Here is a 20332-nt window from a genome sequence, read left to right on the forward strand (position 1 = left end):
CAATATAGGGAAATGTGAAACTGGGTTTTCGGATATGTCATATAATATCTTGTTAACGAACAACATTTCATAAACCTCTTAAACCTTCTACTATTGGAATATTTGCCAACCTTATTTCGTGAATGCCATCATGTTTAAATAGTTTCAAAAATTCGATACCGTAGTTGCTATTCGGTAAAACAACTTCGACTTCCCCACAAAATATTTCTACCTGTCACTAGGCCATATTTGTTGTATATTGTAGAAAAAGACGCTATTTGTCGTCATCTAGAGTAAATAGTTAAACCAATTATTTTTATGAAATACTTAACGATTTACTTAACATCAGGAACCTATAAACTAAAAGGGAAGCTCACAAATGTGAGCTTCCCTTTTTCTGTATTAGATATATTCAATACGTGGCATTAAGGATATGTGATTTCTCATTGTCCTTCTTCAACTCAAGTCCCATTAATTCAAGAAATAATTCATATCTATTAATAAATTAGTAAATAATACGCAAGAGGTGAGAAAATGAAAAATGATAATTTAAAACTTACATCTTCCGAAATAGGAACACTTTGGGGGGAGTATGTAAACGGAACAATGACTGATATAGTAAATAGGTATATGTTTTCTATTATTGAAGACGAATCAATAAAAAACCTTTTTTTAATTGCCCTTGAGACCTTCGAAAAGCAAAAGAAGCAGGTTGTTTCCTTCCTTGAGAAAGATGGATTTCCCGTTCCAATTGGATTTACTGAGTCCGACCTTAATAAAAGTGCAGAGAGATTGTTTTCTGACACATTCTGCTTAAATTATTTGCATCTTATGACTGTGCATGGTTTGTTGGGACATACAACTTCTTTAAGTGTTTCTGTTAGAAAGGACTTACGGGAATTTTACAATTCATGTGATAATGATGCAAAAAATATGTACGATTTAACCATTGAGTTATTGCTTGAAAAAGGAAAATTCCAAAGAGACCCCTATTTCTATCCTAACGAGAGCCCTGAATTTATATCTACCAAAGATTTTTCTGATGGATTCTTCGGAAAAGGTAGAGTTTTATCTGCTACAGAAATGATCAGTAGTTCTCTTAACATTAAAAAGAGCATTATGGCTAAAGCTCTTTCAATCGGATTCAGTCAAGTCACTGAATCGAAAGAGGTAAGAGAGTTCTTGGAGCATTCTGAAAAAACGGCTGATGAAAACATACAAGCCTTAACAAAAATTATGCACAAGGATAATTTGCCAGTTCCAATGTCGTGGGAATCAGAAGTTACAACGTCAAAAGACTCTCCTTTTTCGGATAAATTAATGTTGTATCATATTGGTTTCTTGACTCAAACTGCACAAATATATCACGGGACAGGTCTAGCATCAGCCATGAGAACAGACCTTGGTGTAGCTTATGAAAAAGCCATTCTAAAAAATCTAGTAATCACCAAAAACTGGTTTGATATTATGGTGAAAAACAAGTGGCTAGAACAGCCACCACTTGCTCCTAATAGAAAAGAAATTGCAAAAGAAAAACAATAAATAATAACTCTAATATCTTGAGCAAACTATTCGAGATGCAATGAAGCATCAGCACGATTCCATTTGCGCTATAGAAAAACTACCTCTTTCCGGTTGGTAGTTTTTTTTATTTCTTTAAGCTGTATACCATACTCAAAGCTAGTTACCATAATGTTGTTTATCGGAAATCATGTGTTAGAAGAACGTGTTGAAGGGGTACATATAAAAGATAGGGATAGCATCAGGAGGAGAAAATATGCTCGATAACTATGAACATTTCCTATTCTATAGGGAGGTTAAATGTCTACTTGCAGATTATGATAACTGTAGACATTTACCTACTAAGAACGAGTTGCATAATCAGATAGTACTTCTAACAAAAGTTCTTAAAAATGAATAAGTTATTATTATTCGAGCAAACTACCCAAGACGCCGTGAGGCATCTACCACTTTTCTTATTTGAATTCTCAACAGAAAAAACTCCTGGCCAACGACAGGAGTTTTTTCTCTTTTTATGCTGTATATGGTATACATCTTTAGTTAACATAATCAACGTTCTAGGTACAAAAATAAGTAATGCCTATTAATTAAGGCATTACTTATTTAATGAATATTGTTAATGAGTAATTGGCAAAGAAATCTTTACCGGTGATGGGTACTATCCTTTTTATTACTATATCGGAGAGATTTAATCGAAAATGTGTTTGCCCAGGATAAGTAGGTGTACGCTAGGGCAGAGATGATTATTGTACATAGTATGAAATACTGTATAACGATTTCCTTTGGAAGGAGATCTAACATGATAGAAACAATCATCACACTTAAAACACTGCCCATTTGACGTGCAAGATTTACTAAAGAGGATATTTCATTATGGTACATTTCATCAGTTGCCAAGAAGGCTGCATTCATTAATACAGGAGCAATTGCTCCAGAAAAACCTAGAAGGATAAAGCTGGCTGGAATAAGAGGAGGTACTTTTGTTATCGAAAAGTAAACGAATAAAATTATACTTCCACTTATAATTGCAAATAAACAAAGTTGTTGTGTTAAAGTTTTCCCGAACTTATTAACTAATATGGGTGATAAAAACGATGATAACAACATCGCAGATAATGTTAATGGCAGAAATTTAATACCGGTTTCAAGGGATGATAGATGCAAATTTTCTTGGTAGTAAATGGAGATGAAATATATAATTCCATATATTGAAAAGTTATAAGTGAAACCATTTATCAAACTTGAAATATTTAATCTTGAAAACATTTGTCGTTGTACAACGTGAGTAAGATTCTGTTTAAACTTTTTACCATAGTTCCACCCCAAAAACAGTAGCGTTAGGAATCCTGTCATAAACAGAAATGGAAATTGGATCATCATTTTATATTCATGAGTTATATATACAAATGTAAAAATAAGTAGTACTACTGTCATTTGCTCCTTTATAAACATTGAAATATCTTCTTTTTTAATATCTTTAATAGCTGTAAATGCTGTTACAATAACAATCAAAGTAAAAGGTATATTGATAAAAAAAATGCTTCTCCACCCCCATAATTCATTGAAAAATCCTCCAATCATAGGGGAAAATGCAAAACCTATGCCTGATGTACCTGACCAAATACCGAATGCAAGGGCACGTTTTTGTGGTTCTATTACAGTTGAAGATAGCAGTGTGGTAGCAACAGGAGCAAACAAAGCTGCCCCAATTCCTTGGAGAATTCGAGAAATAAGTAAATTATTATAAGTTACTGATAAACCACAAAATAATGAACCTATCATAAAAATGCTAATTCCTACAATAAATGCATTTTTTGCTCCAATTCGTTTACTCAATCTAGCAAAGAATAGTATTAGTGAAGCGAACGTCAAGACATAACTATTCACAATCCATGACGTTTGTGAAATGGTTAAATCGAGTTGTTGTCGTAAGGGTGGAATGATGATGTTTACGATATTTGTATCTAAAATAATTAAAAAACTACCGATACAAATGCTTACTAGGCTAATAATTTCTTGTCGTGTGAATCTCATACAGAAAATCCCCTCATTTCAAATAAATTTGAATTATTATCATTATGATTCAAATTTATTTGAAATGTCAATAACCTAACGATTATAATAAATTTATGATAAAAAATAGTCATGTAACCGATACATTTAGAGTACTTCAAGATCCAATACGTATAAGAATTATTGAGATGCTACAATTTGATCGTGAAAGGAGAGAATTTTTACCTGATACATTTGAGGCAAAGGATGGATTTTGTCCAATGGATATTTTAACGATTTTAAATGAAGAAGGTATCAATATTTCAAATACTAAATTGTCTTACCATCTCAAAGAATTAAAGAAAAATCATCTTATTAATTTGGTGAAAGAAGGCAAACGTTATTTTTATCTGTTTAACAAAGATGGTTTAGAAGTGATTTTAAGCTGGATTAAAAATGTAATGGAAGAATAACAAACAGTAAATTGAGCAAACTACTCAAGACGCTGTGAGGCATCCAGCAATCCAACACGAATCTCTTCTCCAAGAGCAGGAAACCAACTTTTAGGACTCAGAGGTTGGTTTTCTGTTTTTTAAGATGACTATGATATGCATTTTTAGTTCACATAAAACGTGTTATCGGTCGTGAAAAATAAGCAGTCCTCTTATTAAGGACTGCTTATTTTTCTTATAGGTCTTTGTATAGTTCTCCTGATTTAGAAGGAACAAAAACAATCGGATAGTCTATACCTAATTGTTTTTTTACTTGTCCAAAGAGCTGTAGACCTTTTTGGTTATATTCAGTTTCCATTTCTATTCCATTTTCCCTTAAAGAATCGGTATCAAAATCAATCCAGTTTCCATAATCATCAATCCACTCTTCAAGCTCACCTTTAAGATTTTCAGACAAAGGAAATTCTTCAAGATCAAGGTTTTCTCCACAATCATTACACCAGATGGGATCTGCGGAGAAATCAGCTTCTAATTTATATGTATTATGTTTGCATTTTTCCTTATTAAATAAGTTTGTAAAGAACATAATTTGATTCATCAATGTCTAATATTCTTCCCTGATTTTTTCTAACTAAATTGAAGCATATATCTTTAAAATGTTTCTCATCTATTTCATTCGGTTTATTATCTATTGAACTATGAAAACCGGTTACTCCATTAGGAAGGTTCATTAAATAACTCCTTTAAGGACGCTTAGTTACGTATATTTTATATGTATAAAGTATTTAATTCTCCCTCTTAAAACTCACGATTCATACTCCTTTCCTTCATCAATCCATCTATCTTCAGTCAATAGCCCACACTTAGGGCATTTATATTTCGGATCTATTTGAGTTGTTATTTCCTCAACATTACAAGGTTCACATAAATGAATTAAAAACAAATATCATCACACTCCCAATAAATAGCAACCACATCATTATTATTATGGGTTTCATAAGTGATAATAACATCTTTTTCATACTTTAGAAGGTTACGTAAGATCAAATTAGCTTCTCCTTTTAAAAAAGAGAGCATTAAACGCGCCCTTTAATAGAATAACTGTTTTTTAATAATTTTAGGTAAACCATCTTTATTGTTTGACAAAGGCTAAATTTTCCATTATCATCAACTCAAACTTATTTACGGGGAGAGCTAAAGATGAAAATTTATGTTGATGCAGATGCTTGTCCGGTAAAAGATATCATTATCTCTGAAGGTACGAATGCCGAAATTCCTGTTATCCTTGTTACTAGCTTTTCTCATTTTTCTAATGTGGAACAACCATCAGGAGTGGAAACCATTTATGTTGATTCTGGAGCAGATGCTGCGGATTACCGGATTATGAAGTTAGCAGGGAAAGGAGATATAATCGTTACGCAAGATTATGGTCTTGCTTCGCTAGGTTTAGCAAAAGGGTGCGCGGTACTTCACCATAATGGGTCTAGCTATACAAATGAAAACATTGACCAATTATTACAAACACGTTATTTGAGTGCAATGGCTCGAAAAAGCGGAAAGCGTACAAAGGGGCCAAAACCATTTACATCTGAAGATAGGGAGAAATTTAAGGGGCTTTTTAAAAGAGCCATTTCACGTTAAAAAAGAACCATCCATTTTTAAGAAAAACCTAAAAAAATAAATTGTCCCAATATTAAACTAACCTGCCCCGTTAGCTTAAGTACATTTCTTCACAATCTTCTCTATTTATTTTAACAAAATTTACCTAATTCTCTCATTAAGTATTATTCCACAAAAGGGCCCTTAACAAAAAAAGAGCAAAATTCTCGTTAAGATAACCACCGTTATAAGAACCTGTAAAAAAAGAGAAGATCATATTCCTAATCTTCTCTTTTTCTATATTTAAACTGTTCCTCTTTATAAATAAAATTCATTATTAAACAAAATCCTGCTAGAAGCCAACCAATAATAGGGGAATAAATAAAAACATTTGTTAATAATAATCCTCCACAAATAAAGATTACCGAAAACATTAATAAAAAAACGTTAGTGCCTTTATTTCTATTCATATAAAACACCTCTCTAATTAATCAACTAAGTGAAAAAATAAAAACTTTCGAAAGAATTCCATAAAATTTCCTAAGCAAAAAAGGACATTTCTTTTATGCCCTGTTCCCTCGTATCAGCCCCACCTACGCTAAATACTATGACAGCCACTCATGCCATCCAACCTACACTTAGTATAAATGAAAGCGATTACAAAGTAAAGTAATTAATAAAATATTCTGTCTATTTTTATTATATTAAACTTGCCTATTTCGAATAATATTAAATACAATGAGCAAACTACCCAAGACACTATAAGGTGTCAAATACATCTATTTAGACATTCACCAGAAGAACTATCTTACTCGCATAAGGTAGTTTTTTCTGTTTTTAAGGTGTATAAGATATACAATTATAGTTTACATAATCACCATTCTAGGAAATAAAACGGAAAAAGGCTTCAAATAAGTATGAAACCTTTATATTTATAAAGAAAAGCTTAATTCTTTAGAATATGATGCTTTACTAAACTTCGATAATAGCCATAAATAATAAAATACGCTATTAAATAACTGATAAAGGTTCCTATAATATTCCATCCATTAAAATATTCTACTTTTCCTAAGACTAAACCGATGCCTTCAAAACCTGTAGTAAAGAGAGTAAAACAAAGTAAAAGGATAATCGTATTAATCTTCTTTTTTATCTTAAAATAAATTAAAAAAGAAGATAAGACAGGATAGAAACCAATATTTAAAGGGAGTGCTGATAAACTTAGATCTCTAAAAGTCGGTTTGAATTGCCAAAAGTAATTACTTCCCCAATCATTTAGTATAAAAGCTACTGTCATTCCTATTGGTGCAATTAAAAGAACGATTATAGGTTCTTTCTTGTATAATATGAAACCAAAAACCCAAGGTACAAAAAATCCCATAATAATATTTACTAATATTTTCTCTCTTCTCCTCTCACTAAGATTACCTTTTAACAGGATTGTCCAAAACTTAAGAAAATAGTATGGACTAGTATTATATAACTTGCCCAACATGAATATTTTCTTATATAGTGAGCAAACTACACAAGACGCCGTGAGGCATCTACGGACTTTCTTATTCGAATTTTACACAGAAAACTTCCTTAACGCATTGGGGGAGTTTTTCTGTTTTTACGCTGTATATGATATACAAAGCTAGTTTACATAAGGTCTCTTTCCGGAACACACCACAAAAAAGAACCCATGCAGGAAAAGGGTTCGGAGTAGGATGACTTTTATCGGATATGCAGCTTTTTATACATCTTTGACATACCAACGCTTTAGTAGGAGACGAACGAGAAAAAAACGTATAAAAAGCGCATGTTTTATACATATGCAATAGAATAAAAATACTTTACTTTATTATCCAAATTATTTATAATTTACAAGTCGATTAGTAAGTTAATCACCACTTACTGAAAAAGCTATCTCATGGAATGAGATAGCTTTTTACTTTTATTTTTCACAGCATGCTTTCGATGACTTCAAAGGCAAGGAGTGAAATTATATCAAGCCCACATCTATTATTGAATCTAATAAGCCACAAACCAGCTAATTATAGCTGGCTTATATTATTAATCAGATAATTCCTTGAGGATATCTCTTTTCGATAAGTACATTGCTGGAATTAAGGTTGCAACTATCCCCATTATAGGAGTAGTAATCAAACAAATTAATATCATTTTCAAAGGGAGAGTAATACTATTATGATCAAGTGACAACAATAGTTGGTTTAATAATACAGATCCGAAAAGAACTCCTAGGATTCCACCACCTAATGTAACCATGGCACCTTCTACTAATGTCAAACGAACTATACTTTTGGTCTTACTTCCTAAAGCGCGAATTGTAGCAAACTCTCTTGAGCGTTCTTGAAGGCTACTTGCCATACTGTTCATTAGGCCTATCATTGCTAACAAACAAATCAACAACACACATGATAATAAAATAACAACCCTTTGATTAAATTGGTTATATAACGTCTGTAATTCAGTTTGACGGTTATATAATATAACTTTAGACGAAGGCTGATTTCCTATTAGGGTTTCAACCCTACTTTCTATGTCACTTTGGGATTTTTTATCGAGTATTTTATAATAGACTTCATTTATACTATCTATATTGAAATGTTTTTTCATAAATTCAGGTGAAGTATAGATGCCTATATCAGGACCTTCTTGCATAGGATAATCTTCTATAATACCAACTACTTTTAGACTGAGTACTTGCTCTTTAGATTTTCCATCTTTATATTCAAGTTTATCTTCTTTAAAGTTTAATTCCGTATCATGGATAACTTTAATGTAGTCTCCTAATTTATAGCCTAACACTTTAGAACCACAATCTGTTATGACCACTCCACCTTGGTTTAATTGGTTTGTGTTTATGCTTCCTTTAGTCACTTTTAAGGGTAAACTGCTCTTCATCTTATTAAAGTCTACACCTTGTAGACCTGTCATGACTTCCCTTTTTTTATTTATATTGTACAACATAAGTTTTGAATTCTTTTTGATATTAGATTCGTCAAAGTTTTGAGTAAATACCGTAATATCTTTATAAACTGGGACTGATTTCACCCCGGGAATGCTGTCTACTTGATTATAAAAAGTTAACGGTAATCCAGGTCTGTCATACTCTGAATTAGAGTCAATTACATGACTTAGAGGGTATTTCGTTAATATTGATTTCTCCGTTGTATCTCTCACTGTAGTTAATACACTTATTCCAACAATACTTATGATAACACCTAGCATTATTACACCTGCTATTTGTACGCTTCTTCGTAACTGCCTAATCGTATTACGACTTGCTAATAAACTATATTGTTTTAAAAAAGGTTTGATTATAAAAGATAATATTTTAACAGTACATCTTAACAAGAAAGAAATACCAACAAATATAGATAAAATTAATATGGCAGCTGACAGTATATAGATCTTAGGATCGTGGATTTTTATATAATTAAAAAAGCTTAGAACAATAGATAAGAAAACTAAACAAACGCTAATAAAAGGTAAAGCAACCCTTGCTTTATGTTCCGTGTCAATGGATTGTCTATATGCTTGCATAGGAGATAATTTGCTGGCTAAAGTTGCAGGGATTGTACTTGCTGCTATTGTTATAAAAATACCTAATAACACGCTATACATAATTGAGGGCCATTCAATATAAGTATTTTCTACTGATATACCACTCACTTTTGTTATTACATCCTTTAGAATAAAAGAGATTCCTATGCCAAAAATGACACCTAGTAAAGCAGATAAAATTGCAATAATTACTGACTCAGAAATCACTAACCAGGCTATTTGTATCTTCTTTGCCCCTAATAACCTTAGAGTAGCTAATTCCTTTTTCTTTTCTTGAATCGACATTTGCAACGTGCTAATTAACAAAAGAGCACTTCCAATCAATACAGCTATATTTAACCCTTGAACGACAGGTTTTAGTCCTCCTAATTGCTCTCGCTCTTTATCCATTTTAATTTGTCCATCAATAAAAAATTTAGGGTCAATCTCTTTTAATTGGTTTATTACTTGTCCTTTTGCATGCCAGTCATTTAATTTGATCATTAATGTTGTAACATGATTGTCTTGAGAAGTAGCTTTAGATAACCAATCATATTGAAATAAAACAACTGAGTGAAGGTATTCACTTTTCTTCATAATTCCTGAGACACGTACAGTTCTCTGTTCATTTGGTGGAAATGGAAAAGTTAATTTAGAGCCAAGTTTTAAATTCTTTGCTTTAGCCCAGCTATATGGAATAACTACTTCAGATTTTCCAGGTAGATGACCTGAAGATAGCTTTGTGAATTCATGCTCTTTTGATAAAGAATCACTTTTCAATCCCACATACGTTGGCTGAATTTCCATCTCTTTTTTATAAGGGTTATCTTTACCGATATATGGATAAAGAAATGGGCTGGTTTGTTGAACATTTTCAAGCTTATTAATTTTATCTACATCGCTATTATTTAAAAATAAACTAGATTTTTGATAACCCACTAATAAGTCATAATTACCGTATTTCTCCTCAACTATGTTTTCATTTGATTTTTCTAAAGTACTCATTAGTATATTAGAAGAAATAAGTAACATGAAGCCAATTGAAATCCCTATAATGGATAAGATAGTTCTGCTTTTTCGTGATTTAAGAAAACTTTTTGCTAAAGAAAAAATTAAACTCATAATGAAATACCTTCCACTCTTTCAGTTATTTTAGTAACTTTTTCTTTAGCAGATAAATTTTCATTCTTTAATATTAGTTCGTCTTGAATTACTCCATCCTGTAAAAAAATCACTCTATGTGCGTATGATGCTACATTCGCATCATGGGTAACCATTACGAGGGAATGATTTAAGTTATCACAAAAATGTCTCAGTATATTTAAAATTTCTTTTCCTGTTTTAGAATCTAAACTTCCAGTTGGTTCATCAGCCAATATAATTTTAGGTTCTGTCACTAATGCCCGTGCTATTGCAACACGTTGTTGCTGGCCACCAGACATTTGAGAAGGGTATGAATCTTTTAATTGACTAATTCCTAAAAGTTTTAAAATTTCTTTTCCTTTTGTTTCTGCTTTTCTTTTTCCTGCTAGATCAATGGGTAAAGTAACATTTTCTATAGCTGTAAGAACGGGTATTAAATTGAAAAATTGAAAAATAAACCCTATATTATCTCTTCTTATAGTTGTTAAAGCAGAATCTTTTAAATGATTTATTTTTTGACCATCCAAAGTTACTTCCCCTTTAGTGGGTTTATCTAGACCAGACATCATATTTAACAGAGTAGATTTTCCAGAACCACTAGTCCCCATAATCGCTAAAAATTCGCCTTTTTTTACTGTCACACTTACATCTCTTAATGCGTAAAACTCATTAGAGTCTTCGCCGTATATTTTAGTAATATTTTCAACACTTAATATAGTTTTCATATTTAATAACCCCCTTATAGGGTTTATGTTAAGGAAAAAATCTAAAAATATTATTCAATAAATATCAAAAAAGTATCAAATTTAACAAAAATAAACATCAAAAGAATTTATTGTTATAATTAATTGTATTTTAATTAATGAGGAGAATCTATTATGGATAAAAACGTTTTAATTGTAGATGATGAGGAAGAAATAGCTGAATTATTGGAAGATTTTCTAAGCATTGAAGGCTATAAAGTCTATAAGGCTGCAAATGGAAAAAGGGCAAAGGAAATTCTTTCTAAAGTAGATATTAATTTTATATTGTTGGATATCATGATGCCAGAAGATTCGGGTTTTGCTCTCTGTAAAAGCTTAAGGCAATTGTATAGTATGCCAATCATTTTCCTCAGTGCTTTACAAAACGATACGGATAAAATTAGAGGATTAAACATTGGAGCAGATGATTATATTGTAAAAGACGCTACTCCAGGGGAAATCGTAGCAAGAATTAAGGCAATTGAAAGAAGACTAAATAATTTTAATAATCAATTGAAAAATAAAACAAACGAAGTTATACGGTTTAAAAGTTTAGAATTGAATACACTGACACGATCTTTATTTATACGGGATGAAGAAGTTCCCCTAACAGCGAAAGAATTCGATCTTATCAAGCTTTTTTTGACTAATCCTAATCAAGTTTTTACATATGACCAAATTATTGAGAAAATCTGGGGCTATAACCAAGGAGATTTTCATAGTGTGAGAGTCTATATTGGTAAATTAAGAGATAAAATTGAGGAAAAAACAAATGATTTTAAAATATCTACAGTGTGGGGAGTAGGTTATAAAGCAGAAGGAGTTTCAGGTGACTAATTTTCAATTATCTATAAAGAAATGGGCCTTAATCTTTTTAATTTTATTTTTAGTCATTCCTTTGTTTATTACAAGATTAACCGTTCATCTGTATGAAGATTTTTATTCTCCTTATAAGAATGTAGAATTGGATAACTTAGATACATGGATGAAGAAGCATGTTTTAGATGATGTGAAACAATGGAATAATTTATCATGGCAAAGGTCAATTAATGAAAAAACTAGTACATTAGGAATTAAAATAAGACTAATAGATCGGAAACAACAGCAAATATTTTCCAACATTAACAATTCTAATAAGTATGAATTAAACTCAGATATTTCAAAAACTAAGATGGAATTGTCAAGTTTCTTGGAAGAATATAAGGTTTATTCGAATGGCGAGCTACTAGGCGTAGCCTATGTACAAGATAATCGTACTTTTGAGATGAAACATACCCCTAATAGATGGATATCTTATGTAATCAATGAATGGGGAGGAGCGTTCATTTGGTTATCTATCTTTGTTTTAATTTTAGTTATTAGTGTAAGGTTTATTAAAAGAAAAATACTTTTTCCATTAAAGGAATTCAGGAAAGCTACTGACTCAGTAAGTAAACAAAATTTTAATTTTAATGTACCCCATACTCCAGTAAAGGAAATAAATCAACTTTCTGAAGCTATAATAATTATGCAGGAAACATTAAAAGAGTCTCTAGATAAGCAGAATGAAATGGAAAAGGAAAGAAAAATTTTTATATCCTCTATCATACATGATTTACGGACTCCTCTTTTTTCTATTCGCGGGTGCTTGGAAGGAATAAAAAAAGGAGTAGCTAATACGCCAGAAAAAATTGATAAATATGTCGATATTAGTTATAAAAAAGCGAATATCTTAAATGAACTGATTAACGATTTACATACTTTTACTACTGTTAATTATATTGAACCTACACCTAAATTTACAGAAATTAATATAATTAATACAGTTGATATTACGGTTAAAGGATTCTATCCAGCAGCTTTAACAAAAGAGATAAGCTTACAATCTAATTATAATAATGGAGAGGTTATAATTATAAATGGAGATCAGTATCTCCTATCTAGAGCTTTAGAAAACATAATAGGAAATGCTATAAGGTATACTCCTAATAAAGGAGAAGTATGTGTCACGGTTACAACATTAAACAGAGAATATTGCAAAATAATTATAAAAGATAACGGTATGGGAATTTCACCTAGCGAGATTCCTCATATATTTACGCCATTATATCGTGGAGAAAAATCCCGGAATAGAAAAACAGGAGGAAATGGATTAGGGTTGTCTATAGCTAAACAAATTATAGATCAACATAGAGGTGTTATTAAAGCTTATAGCAATAATGGGGGAGGAACTATTTTTGAAATTGTCCTACCTATTGAGACTACATCTTAGCAATGTAGTCTTTTTATTTTTACTAATAATTAATTTTATATGGTGTTTTCTTTCCGAAAATGAATTTTGGTTAATGAAATGTAACGATAGCAAGAAATCAAAAGTTTCTAAAACACTGAATTTTGCATCGGATGATCTGTTATATGTAAAATCAAACTTAATTTCCTCAGAGAGCATTTCTCTGCACATTAAATGCAGGTGTTTGATGTTTTTCTCCCTTTATCTAATACCTTTAAAGAGAAAACTTCATTAATGATTACCCACACATCTATGCAACTATCTTTTGATAAAGCCATTTTTAAATAAATCGTACCATTCTTCTAGTTCTTTCCCTTTTAGAACCTCTAATTTATTTAAAATGTCTCTCGAAAATTCTAGTGCACCACTTCCATTAGCTGTAATTAGACAACCATCACTAACAGATTGTTCATCTATATATTTTTCATCCCCTCGATAATTAGGTGCTCCTTCTTTTAAATAAGGTAATGAATTGCCTGTATGTTTATGGTGATCAAGAAACCCATAATTCCCTAAAAAGGTAGTTGTATCACAAATTGCTGCAACTGGAATGTTATTTTCAAGACAAAAATTCACAAGCTTCTTTACCTGATGATTTTTCTCTTCTCTCCATCCAGTGCCACCAGGAATAATTAACATGGCAAATTCCAACTTAAAAGAAAAGTCTTGTAAGCTGTAATCCGGAAGAACAGTCAATCCTCCCATTGAAACTTTAGGATTTTTATCAATTGCAATTGTCTGAACTTGAAATTCTGTTTCCGGTTTATTTAATTCTGCAGTCACATAACTAGCTTCCCAATCAGCAAAACCATCTGTAATAAAAACTAACACTTTTTTCATTTATATGTCCCTCCTATTTCTTTATCAGAAATATAATCAATTACATTATTAATCTTCTAACTTAATTTACCACATTATATACATTCCATAAAATAGAAAATAATGTAGTTCGTAAAAGTATACGTTTACGGACTTTTCTTTTACATGAGAAATCTATATTTTTACCGTTCGTTTAAGTTTGAAGTGAAATTGTGAACGTCTATCGAAAATCATACACTTTTACGAACGTTTTTGATAAAGTAAGAGCAAGGGAAACATAAAAGGAGTTTAAACATAGTAATCAGGAAAAACTCTATACTTATCTACATTAAAATAATAATAAAAAAGAACGCTTACCGAAAGATAAACGCTGTCATGAATTGATCTATGAAATTTAAACTATTTGTAGTAAAGATAAACCACCATATAGCTTTACCAACTAAAGGTATTTCTGACCATTTTTCTTTAACGACTACTTCTTTAATGTATATTTGAAAGCATACTCCGACTAGACTAACAGCACCGAAGCTTAGTAGCATATAATCCAAGTACGCAGGATTTTTCTCAGATATGCATAGGAATACCACAGTTGTTATTACACCAATTGCTAATAAAATACCGAAAACTATTAATGCTTTACTTGTTCTTGCTTTACTCATAATATCCTCCTATAAAAAAGGTAGGGCATCGAACCTTATCTTTGTTATTATACAGTATTAATTAAAAAAGAAATCTGTAATTTTACGATAAATACATATCAATCTTGATTAGTCATATAAAAAAGACAGCTATTATAATAACAGCCATCTCCATTCGACTATCTATACAGTTTTTTCTTATACTAGGTATTTCTTTCTCCATCATTTGCATTTAAAAAATATCTGATTCTGTTATACCTAGCTTCCTCATTTCGCCTTGCAAATACGAAAAGAGCAACCATCAATACTGGCTGCTCTCTCCTAGCAAAAATGCACTCACAAAAATGTGTATGTGAACGTATTAGTATCATACTACCTCAGTAATAAAAAAAGAAATAATTTCTATTTACCTTTATACATAATTAATCGTTCTTTTGCTAAATTAATTAATTCCTTTAACTCTCCAACGGATTTCTTGTTATTACAATCACTTAATAAATCTATTGTGTCTTGCAAAAATTGTTCTCTTCTTTTTACCCTTTTATATTCAGCCCTATATTCTTCTGCCATCCTTGCTATTCGAGTAGAACCCTCACGAGGAGTCGCAACTCTTTCAAAATTTGAGGTACGAGGCTTTATTCCTTTTTCATCAAACGTAGCGTTGTCTGGATTCCTATTCCTCAATCCTGATTGACCCAAAATACTCCTTGCCGCCCGTTCTCTTCCAGTGGCCATTATCATTTCCCCTCTCTGCAATTGAGATTTGAAATAAACCGTCCTGTATAGATTCAATAACAGTAAAATAAATCCTTCTTTAAATATTTAGTTGCAGTTAAATAAAATCTTTGTTATTTTTTGAGTGGATAGGCAAGCTTACTGCAGTAGCTACATAGTATCTAAAGAATTGCGACTTCGTTACCTAATAGTAGCTAATTCAGTAACGTTACCGCGTTAATACAAGCTTTATATGCGTAATGACGCCCTTCATGTTGCTTTCTTTATTGGACCCTTCACTAGTTATAGATAATAACCTCACTTTTCCTTTATAGAAAAAGCAGGGCCGTCTAAAATGTTAGGTATTTTTTTCAAACGTTACAACATGTATTTCATTATCTATTAATTGAAAATATGACTTTGGATATGATCCAATATAAATAGGTAATCTTCCTTTTTCGTTCTCCGTATAAACGTTATAACCCAACTCATCGACAGTCTCAAATCCGTAATACTCCTGCCCTTTTATAATATTCAAGCCTTCAGTCAAACCATCTAAGACACATATAATTTTTATAAATTCAATTTCTTTATTTTTTTCACTCATACTTCCACTCTCCCACTCAAAATATTTCTGTATATTCAGAATTATATCGTTTTAAAAAGTGTTACTCCATACGCCAATCGGCCCTATTAAATTAAATATCGATGTTTTTATGCAAAAACTGCAATCTCTAAAACTTGGATATGTACAAGAGGCCCATAAAAAAGGCAGCTTTTGTTCAATTGTTCGAAGTTGAGACAAAAACTATTGTAGAATGGTTTGTGGATTGTTGGAATAAGGCAGATGGAAAGAGCATTACGTCACCTGTCAATTTTAGTTTTCATGATTATGATCCATGCTATGATTTACATAAAGACAAATGGATTACTGATGGGGATAAATGGGATGATTTAATTATGTTTTTATTCTTTTTTTAAATAAAAAACACTTACCAAAAAGGCTGTTATTTAAAAGAAATAACAGCCTTTCTTTCATTGGAAGTCATTAAGTCTTCAAATCGACTTAGTACTTCTATACCTAACTCTGTAATCTCTGTACCTTGTTTTCTAACTCCAACTTTAATACAGTTAACCTTATTTAACATAGATAATCGATGTTTCAATTGTGAGTCAGACAGGAAATAAGGAAGCATTTCTTGTATAATACCTCTTCCTACACTTGTTTCTTGCTTTTTATAAATTGTTAGTATTTTTAATATGGCTTTATAATCTTCTGCGAAACTGCCTCTTTTTAAAAAGATAATAGCCTCTTCGATCTCAGACAATGAATCATTTGTTAAATTAGAAGTCTCTCGAGATAACAAAATCTGATCTGGCATATGATCTTTAAGTACTTTATTTCCTTCCACAATAACCATTAAATAATGAATGAAATTTTCAAGTTCACGTATATTTCCTGGCCAATTATAATTTATTAAAAGATTTTTTACATATGAGTCAAATACTAAATTTTTCTTATTTAACTTAAAAAAGAAGTCTATTAGTGTAAATAAATCTTCTTTTCTTTCTCGAAGTGGTGGAATGTTTAGTGGTAAGACGTTGAGACGGTAATATAAATCTTCTCTAAACGTACCTTCCTTAATCATTTCCTGTAAGTTTTTATTGGTTGCAGCAATTACCCGTACATTAATCGGTATAACTTTATGACCGCCTACACGCATTACCTGGCGTTCCTGAAGAACCCGTAAAAGAGATGCTTGAATGCTTAAGGAGGCATCTCCTATTTCATCCATAAAAATAGTTCCATTATGAGCAAGTTCAAATAACCCCATTTTCCCTTCCTTTTTAGCACCTGTAAACGCTCCACCCTCATAACCAAATAGTTCACTTTCTATTAATGTTTCAGTTAAACCTGCAAAGTTTACTGCTACAAATGGGCCTTCCTTCCTTTCAGAGCTATTATGTATTGCTTGAGCAAACACTTCTTTTCCTGTCCCATTTTCTCCAGTGATCAAAACTGTATAATCACTTTTGGCTAGACGACTTGCTTTTTGTTTGGCAGATACAATCAAAGGGCTGTTTCCAATAATATTGTCAAATGAGTATTTCGTTGTTAAACCTAACTCTGTACTTTTCCGTCTAATTTCTTGCTCCATTCTTTGAACCCTTGTTACATCTTGAAACGTAATTACAAGGCCTATAAGTTTTTGATTAAAGGTTAAGGGAACTTTTGACACCAGCAATGACCGGTTATTTATTTGAAATATGCTATCTAGTTGTTCTTTTTGTTCATTTAAATTCTCACTAATCTGAAAATTAGGTATAACCTCATTGTAATGCTTTCCAATACAATTTATAGAAGAAAGTTGTAAAATTCGATGAGCATCCTCATTAATTGAGGTAATGAGTCCTTTTTCGTCTAGCCCTATAATTCCTTCGTGCACTGCATTTAAAACAGATTCTAATTTCTGTGTTAGTTCTTTCTCATTCTGAATAGATAATGATAAATTCCTTCCCATTTTCACAAAATCTCTAAAGAATTCTGCTGTATAAAAATGAGCTTTTTCTAAAGATAAATTTAAAAGACGAGCAATATCAAGCAAAGTGGTTAAATCAATAGGTCGGTTCTCTAAATCAATAACCTTCTTTATATGCTTAGGTACCAACTCAACTTGTCCAAGCGTAATAGCAAACTCGAAATTTTCAGCCTCTTGGGCATTTGTAACCTCAGGAACGTAAGGAACTAATGTTAAATGCCCAAAGCCAAACGAATGCAGAAGATGAATAGAATCTCTAACATTTTTTATATCATTAGTAACCAATAGGATTTTTGTTTTAGGAGCCAAATCTAAGAGTGGCTCGAGCTTTGCAATTCGAATAGAACGTCTAGCAACCATAACAGGAATATTAGGTTTCAGTGCTTTAATAGAATCTTCTAGCACTGGGCTTGATAATATAACTAAATCAGCTTTATTAATCATCTCTTTATTTAATTGTAGAGACTCATAGCATGTTTCAATAGAGATTTTTGAACCAAAAAACATCCTTAAATTTTCTTCAAATGTTTTGCATACTTTTTTACTGATAGTGACAAGAAGTATAGTGGGTTTTTTCATTCTTTTCTCCTTACTACACAGTTGCATTTTGCTCTTATTCTATCAGATTTTAAATCAAACTAGAAAGGGCCCCATTTAATTAATACACCAATGGTTAAAAAGATAGCAGCTAGGATAGACCAGATAATAGTTAAAGGAATCATAAATTTAAGCCATTTACCATATGAAATACCACTGGTAGCCAATATAGCCATTAATACGCCCGATGTTGGGTTAATACAGTTTACTACTCCCTCACCAAATAAAACGGATTGTACTGCTACTTGACGGGTAATGTGCAACAAATCTGCCAGTGGTACCAATATTGGCATTAACATAGTTGACTCCCCAGAGCCAGATGAAATTAAAAAGTGAATAGCTGCACTACCTATGAACATTCCTAACGTTCCAGTAATCGGAGAAAGTGGCGCTAAAAGAGTAGAAAGACCATGAACAATTGTATCTAAGAGTTGTCCTTGTTCAAGTAAAATAATGACTGCACGTGCCATCCCCACAATTAGAGCTCCATATACAAGCTTTTGACATCCATCCATGAATGTTTTAGCGATATCATTAACCTTCATACGAGAAATAAGTCCCGCACCTATAGCGATAAAAATAAATAAACCCGCCATTTCGTTTTCAGTCCATTTAAAAATAAGTGTACAAATAATAAATGCTAATAGGGAACCTCCCGAAAATAATAAAACGATTTTATGTTGCAGTGTTAGTTTCTGTGTTTTTATCTCGTTCTCGTTTGTACCTAAAGAATTAGGAAAGCGTTCTAAACCCAGGATACTTTGGCTAATGTCTTTTTTAATTTTACGTGCATACCAATAGATATAACAGATAGTACATACTAAGAAAGTCAAATAAATCACAATACGAAAGCTCATTCCAGACAATAGAGGGAGCTCGGCAATTCGTTGAGATAATCCTAAGGTTTGTGGGCTTATCAATGAGACATTCCATCCTGCATAAGTACCGAGATAGATAAGAGATACACCAAAAATCGCATCCAATTTTAATTTACGCGCAATCATTACTCCTATTGGAATAAAAGCAATAACAGAATTAACAATGATACCTGTAGTGCCAAGTATAGAAAACATTAAACAAATAGGAATGATAAGAAGAAGAACTCGTCCTTTACATAGATTTATAACATTACGAATAAACGTATCAATGGCTCCAGTCTTATCAATAACAGCTAATGCGCCACCTGTAAATAAAATAAGAAAAATTAGTGGAGCACCTGCAACCATTCCGGCTTGAATTGCTGTAAAGATCTCTAGAAAATTAACCGGGGTAGATTTTACCAAGTGATAACTTCCAGGAACAGTCATCGTAATGTCTCCTTTTTTCACTCGATCAAATACTCCTGATGGAACAAGATAAGTAGCTATCGTGCAGATGATTAAAATATAAAATAAAAGGACATAAGCGTCAGGTTTAAATAGTTTTCGTTTAATAGGTTTATGAATTGTTTTTTCAGCTGTAGATTGCATAAATATAATTCCTCCTCCAAAGTAAAATGTACAATATTAAGAAAAACCATTATCCCTCCTTTAACCATATTGTGATTATTCAGAAATCTTTCTCCTAAAAACAATTAATACTATACACTTAAACACAATGCAAAAATCGTGCCAGTTTCTCAGATCAATAAAATAACCCTTTAAAATAGTTTACATCAAAAAAACATATTTATAGGTTTATTTATAAGTTGTTAACGACCTATAAATAAACCTATAAAACAATAAAAATGCAAAGAAAGGTGATTTAGTAAGAAAACAAAGTTGGCAAGGTTCTTGCA

The 20332-nt window shown here is 31.6% G+C and carries 17 protein-coding genes; 5 read left to right on the forward strand and 12 right to left on the reverse strand.

Features of this window, described 5'->3' with window-relative positions; genetic code table 11:
* Positions 1 to 513 precede the first annotated feature (513 nt).
* Positions 514 to 1521 (forward strand): DUF3231 family protein, encoded by a 1008-nt coding sequence (locus tag ACFX4N_RS27925; RefSeq protein ID WP_192100821.1) that lies wholly within the window; start codon positions 514 to 516, stop codon positions 1519 to 1521.
* A 621-nt stretch (positions 1522 to 2142) separates the two neighbouring features.
* Here the strand turns inward: ACFX4N_RS27925 and ACFX4N_RS27930 are convergent.
* Positions 2143 to 3534, reverse strand: coding sequence for an MFS transporter (locus ACFX4N_RS27930; RefSeq protein WP_053488320.1), 1392 nt, complete (start codon positions 3532 to 3534; stop codon positions 2143 to 2145).
* A 167-nt stretch (positions 3535 to 3701) separates the two neighbouring features.
* Between ACFX4N_RS27930 and ACFX4N_RS27935 the strand changes: the two genes are divergently transcribed.
* Positions 3702 to 3965 carry an ArsR/SmtB family transcription factor gene (locus tag ACFX4N_RS27935; RefSeq protein ID WP_053488319.1) on the forward strand — a complete coding sequence of 88 codons (264 nt, stop codon included), beginning with the start codon at positions 3702 to 3704 and terminating at the stop codon, positions 3963 to 3965.
* Positions 3966 to 4179: 214 nt separating this feature from the next.
* On the opposite strand, the gene ACFX4N_RS27940 is transcribed toward ACFX4N_RS27935, so the two are convergent.
* Entirely contained in the window at positions 4180 to 4542 is a 363-nt protein-coding gene (locus ACFX4N_RS27940; RefSeq protein WP_301264858.1) for a hypothetical protein, read from the reverse strand.
* A 602-nt stretch (positions 4543 to 5144) separates the two neighbouring features.
* Here ACFX4N_RS27940 and ACFX4N_RS27945 point away from each other — a divergent pair.
* A complete protein-coding gene (locus ACFX4N_RS27945) occupies positions 5145 to 5585 on the forward strand; it encodes a YaiI/YqxD family protein (RefSeq protein ID WP_011106179.1) in 441 nt (146 codons plus the stop codon).
* Positions 5586 to 5824: 239 nt separating this feature from the next.
* Here the strand turns inward: ACFX4N_RS27945 and ACFX4N_RS27950 are convergent, their stop codons facing one another.
* The 4 genes from ACFX4N_RS27950 to ACFX4N_RS27965 all read right to left on the reverse strand — a co-directional run bounded on the left by ACFX4N_RS27950 (position 5825) and on the right by ACFX4N_RS27965 (position 10960).
* Positions 5825 to 6013 (reverse strand): hypothetical protein, encoded by a 189-nt coding sequence (locus ACFX4N_RS27950; RefSeq protein ID WP_011106177.1) that lies wholly within the window; start codon positions 6011 to 6013, stop codon positions 5825 to 5827.
* Between the two features lie 476 nt (positions 6014 to 6489).
* A complete protein-coding gene (locus tag ACFX4N_RS27955; protein WP_192100808.1) occupies positions 6490 to 7038 on the reverse strand; it encodes a hypothetical protein in 549 nt (182 codons plus the stop codon).
* A 560-nt stretch (positions 7039 to 7598) separates the two neighbouring features.
* The gene (locus tag ACFX4N_RS27960; protein ID WP_377263487.1) at positions 7599 to 10214 is read right to left on the reverse strand and encodes an ABC transporter permease; all 2616 of its coding nucleotides are present in this window, start codon (positions 10212 to 10214) and stop codon (positions 7599 to 7601) included.
* Complete coding sequence (locus tag ACFX4N_RS27965) at positions 10211 to 10960, reverse strand: ABC transporter ATP-binding protein (RefSeq protein WP_377263489.1); 750 nt, start codon at positions 10958 to 10960, stop codon at positions 10211 to 10213. The genes ACFX4N_RS27960 and ACFX4N_RS27965 overlap by 4 nt, the downstream gene beginning before the upstream one ends.
* 153 nt (positions 10961 to 11113) lie before the next feature.
* Between ACFX4N_RS27965 and ACFX4N_RS27970 the strand changes: the two genes are divergently transcribed.
* Positions 11114 to 11815 carry a response regulator transcription factor gene (locus tag ACFX4N_RS27970; RefSeq protein WP_377263491.1) on the forward strand — a complete coding sequence of 234 codons (702 nt, stop codon included), beginning with the start codon at positions 11114 to 11116 and terminating at the stop codon, positions 11813 to 11815.
* Positions 11808 to 13229: a sensor histidine kinase gene (locus tag ACFX4N_RS27975; RefSeq protein WP_377263493.1), complete on the forward strand. Its 1422-nt coding sequence runs from the start codon at positions 11808 to 11810 to the stop codon at positions 13227 to 13229. Before ACFX4N_RS27970 ends, ACFX4N_RS27975 begins: the two co-directional genes overlap by 8 nt.
* A 276-nt stretch (positions 13230 to 13505) precedes the next feature.
* Here the strand turns inward: ACFX4N_RS27975 and ACFX4N_RS27980 are convergent, their stop codons facing one another.
* The 6 genes from ACFX4N_RS27980 to ACFX4N_RS28005 all read right to left on the reverse strand — a co-directional run bounded on the left by ACFX4N_RS27980 (position 13506) and on the right by ACFX4N_RS28005 (position 20024).
* Entirely contained in the window at positions 13506 to 14087 is a 582-nt protein-coding gene (locus ACFX4N_RS27980; protein ID WP_377263495.1) for a type 1 glutamine amidotransferase family protein, read from the reverse strand.
* A 332-nt stretch (positions 14088 to 14419) separates the two neighbouring features.
* On the reverse strand, positions 14420 to 14725 hold the full coding sequence (locus ACFX4N_RS27985; protein ID WP_377263497.1) for a hypothetical protein: 306 nt from the start codon (positions 14723 to 14725) through the stop codon (positions 14420 to 14422).
* Between the two features lie 381 nt (positions 14726 to 15106).
* Positions 15107 to 15439 carry a hypothetical protein gene (locus ACFX4N_RS27990; protein WP_377263499.1) on the reverse strand — a complete coding sequence of 111 codons (333 nt, stop codon included), beginning with the start codon at positions 15437 to 15439 and terminating at the stop codon, positions 15107 to 15109.
* Between the two features lie 337 nt (positions 15440 to 15776).
* Positions 15777 to 16025 (reverse strand): hypothetical protein, encoded by a 249-nt coding sequence (locus tag ACFX4N_RS27995; RefSeq protein WP_053488669.1) that lies wholly within the window; start codon positions 16023 to 16025, stop codon positions 15777 to 15779.
* Positions 16026 to 16425: 400 nt separating this feature from the next.
* Positions 16426 to 18537, reverse strand: coding sequence for a sigma-54 interaction domain-containing protein (locus ACFX4N_RS28000; protein ID WP_377263501.1), 2112 nt, complete (start codon positions 18535 to 18537; stop codon positions 16426 to 16428).
* A gap of 59 nt (positions 18538 to 18596) precedes the next feature.
* Complete coding sequence (locus tag ACFX4N_RS28005) at positions 18597 to 20024, reverse strand: YfcC family protein (protein ID WP_053488672.1); 1428 nt, start codon at positions 20022 to 20024, stop codon at positions 18597 to 18599.
* Positions 20025 to 20332: the final 308 nt, after the last annotated feature.

Source organism: Priestia sp. YIM B13551 (genome assembly GCF_042787905.1).
In the GTDB taxonomy this organism is placed as follows: Bacteria; Bacillota; Bacilli; order Bacillales; family Bacillaceae_H; genus Priestia.

Bases quoted from the DNA above. Each gene is read 5' to 3' on its own strand.
- ACFX4N_RS27925 (WP_192100821.1), top strand. From the start codon at position 514: ATGAAAAATGATAATTTAAAACTTACATCTTCCGAAATAGGAACACTT.
- ACFX4N_RS27930 (WP_053488320.1), bottom strand. From the start codon at position 3,534: ATGAGATTCACACGACAAGAAATTATTAGCCTAGTAAGCATTTGTATC.
- ACFX4N_RS27935 (WP_053488319.1), top strand. From the start codon at position 3,702: ATGCTACAATTTGATCGTGAAAGGAGAGAATTTTTACCTGATACATTT.
- ACFX4N_RS27940 (WP_301264858.1), bottom strand. From the start codon at position 4,542: ATGAATCAAATTATGTTCTTTACAAACTTATTTAATAAGGAAAAATGC.
- ACFX4N_RS27945 (WP_011106179.1), top strand. From the start codon at position 5,145: ATGAAAATTTATGTTGATGCAGATGCTTGTCCGGTAAAAGATATCATT.
- ACFX4N_RS27950 (WP_011106177.1), bottom strand. From the start codon at position 6,013: ATGAATAGAAATAAAGGCACTAACGTTTTTTTATTAATGTTTTCGGTA.
- ACFX4N_RS27955 (WP_192100808.1), bottom strand. From the start codon at position 7,038: ATGTTGGGCAAGTTATATAATACTAGTCCATACTATTTTCTTAAGTTT.
- ACFX4N_RS27960 (WP_377263487.1), bottom strand. From the start codon at position 10,214: ATGAGTTTAATTTTTTCTTTAGCAAAAAGTTTTCTTAAATCACGAAAA.
- ACFX4N_RS27965 (WP_377263489.1), bottom strand. From the start codon at position 10,960: ATGAAAACTATATTAAGTGTTGAAAATATTACTAAAATATACGGCGAA.
- ACFX4N_RS27970 (WP_377263491.1), top strand. From the start codon at position 11,114: ATGGATAAAAACGTTTTAATTGTAGATGATGAGGAAGAAATAGCTGAA.
- ACFX4N_RS27980 (WP_377263495.1), bottom strand. From the start codon at position 14,087: ATGAAAAAAGTGTTAGTTTTTATTACAGATGGTTTTGCTGATTGGGAA.
- ACFX4N_RS27985 (WP_377263497.1), bottom strand. From the start codon at position 14,725: ATGAGTAAAGCAAGAACAAGTAAAGCATTAATAGTTTTCGGTATTTTA.
- ACFX4N_RS27990 (WP_377263499.1), bottom strand. From the start codon at position 15,439: ATGGCCACTGGAAGAGAACGGGCGGCAAGGAGTATTTTGGGTCAATCA.
- ACFX4N_RS27995 (WP_053488669.1), bottom strand. From the start codon at position 16,025: ATGAGTGAAAAAAATAAAGAAATTGAATTTATAAAAATTATATGTGTC.
- ACFX4N_RS28000 (WP_377263501.1), bottom strand. From the start codon at position 18,537: ATGAAAAAACCCACTATACTTCTTGTCACTATCAGTAAAAAAGTATGC.
- ACFX4N_RS28005 (WP_053488672.1), bottom strand. From the start codon at position 20,024: ATGCAATCTACAGCTGAAAAAACAATTCATAAACCTATTAAACGAAAA.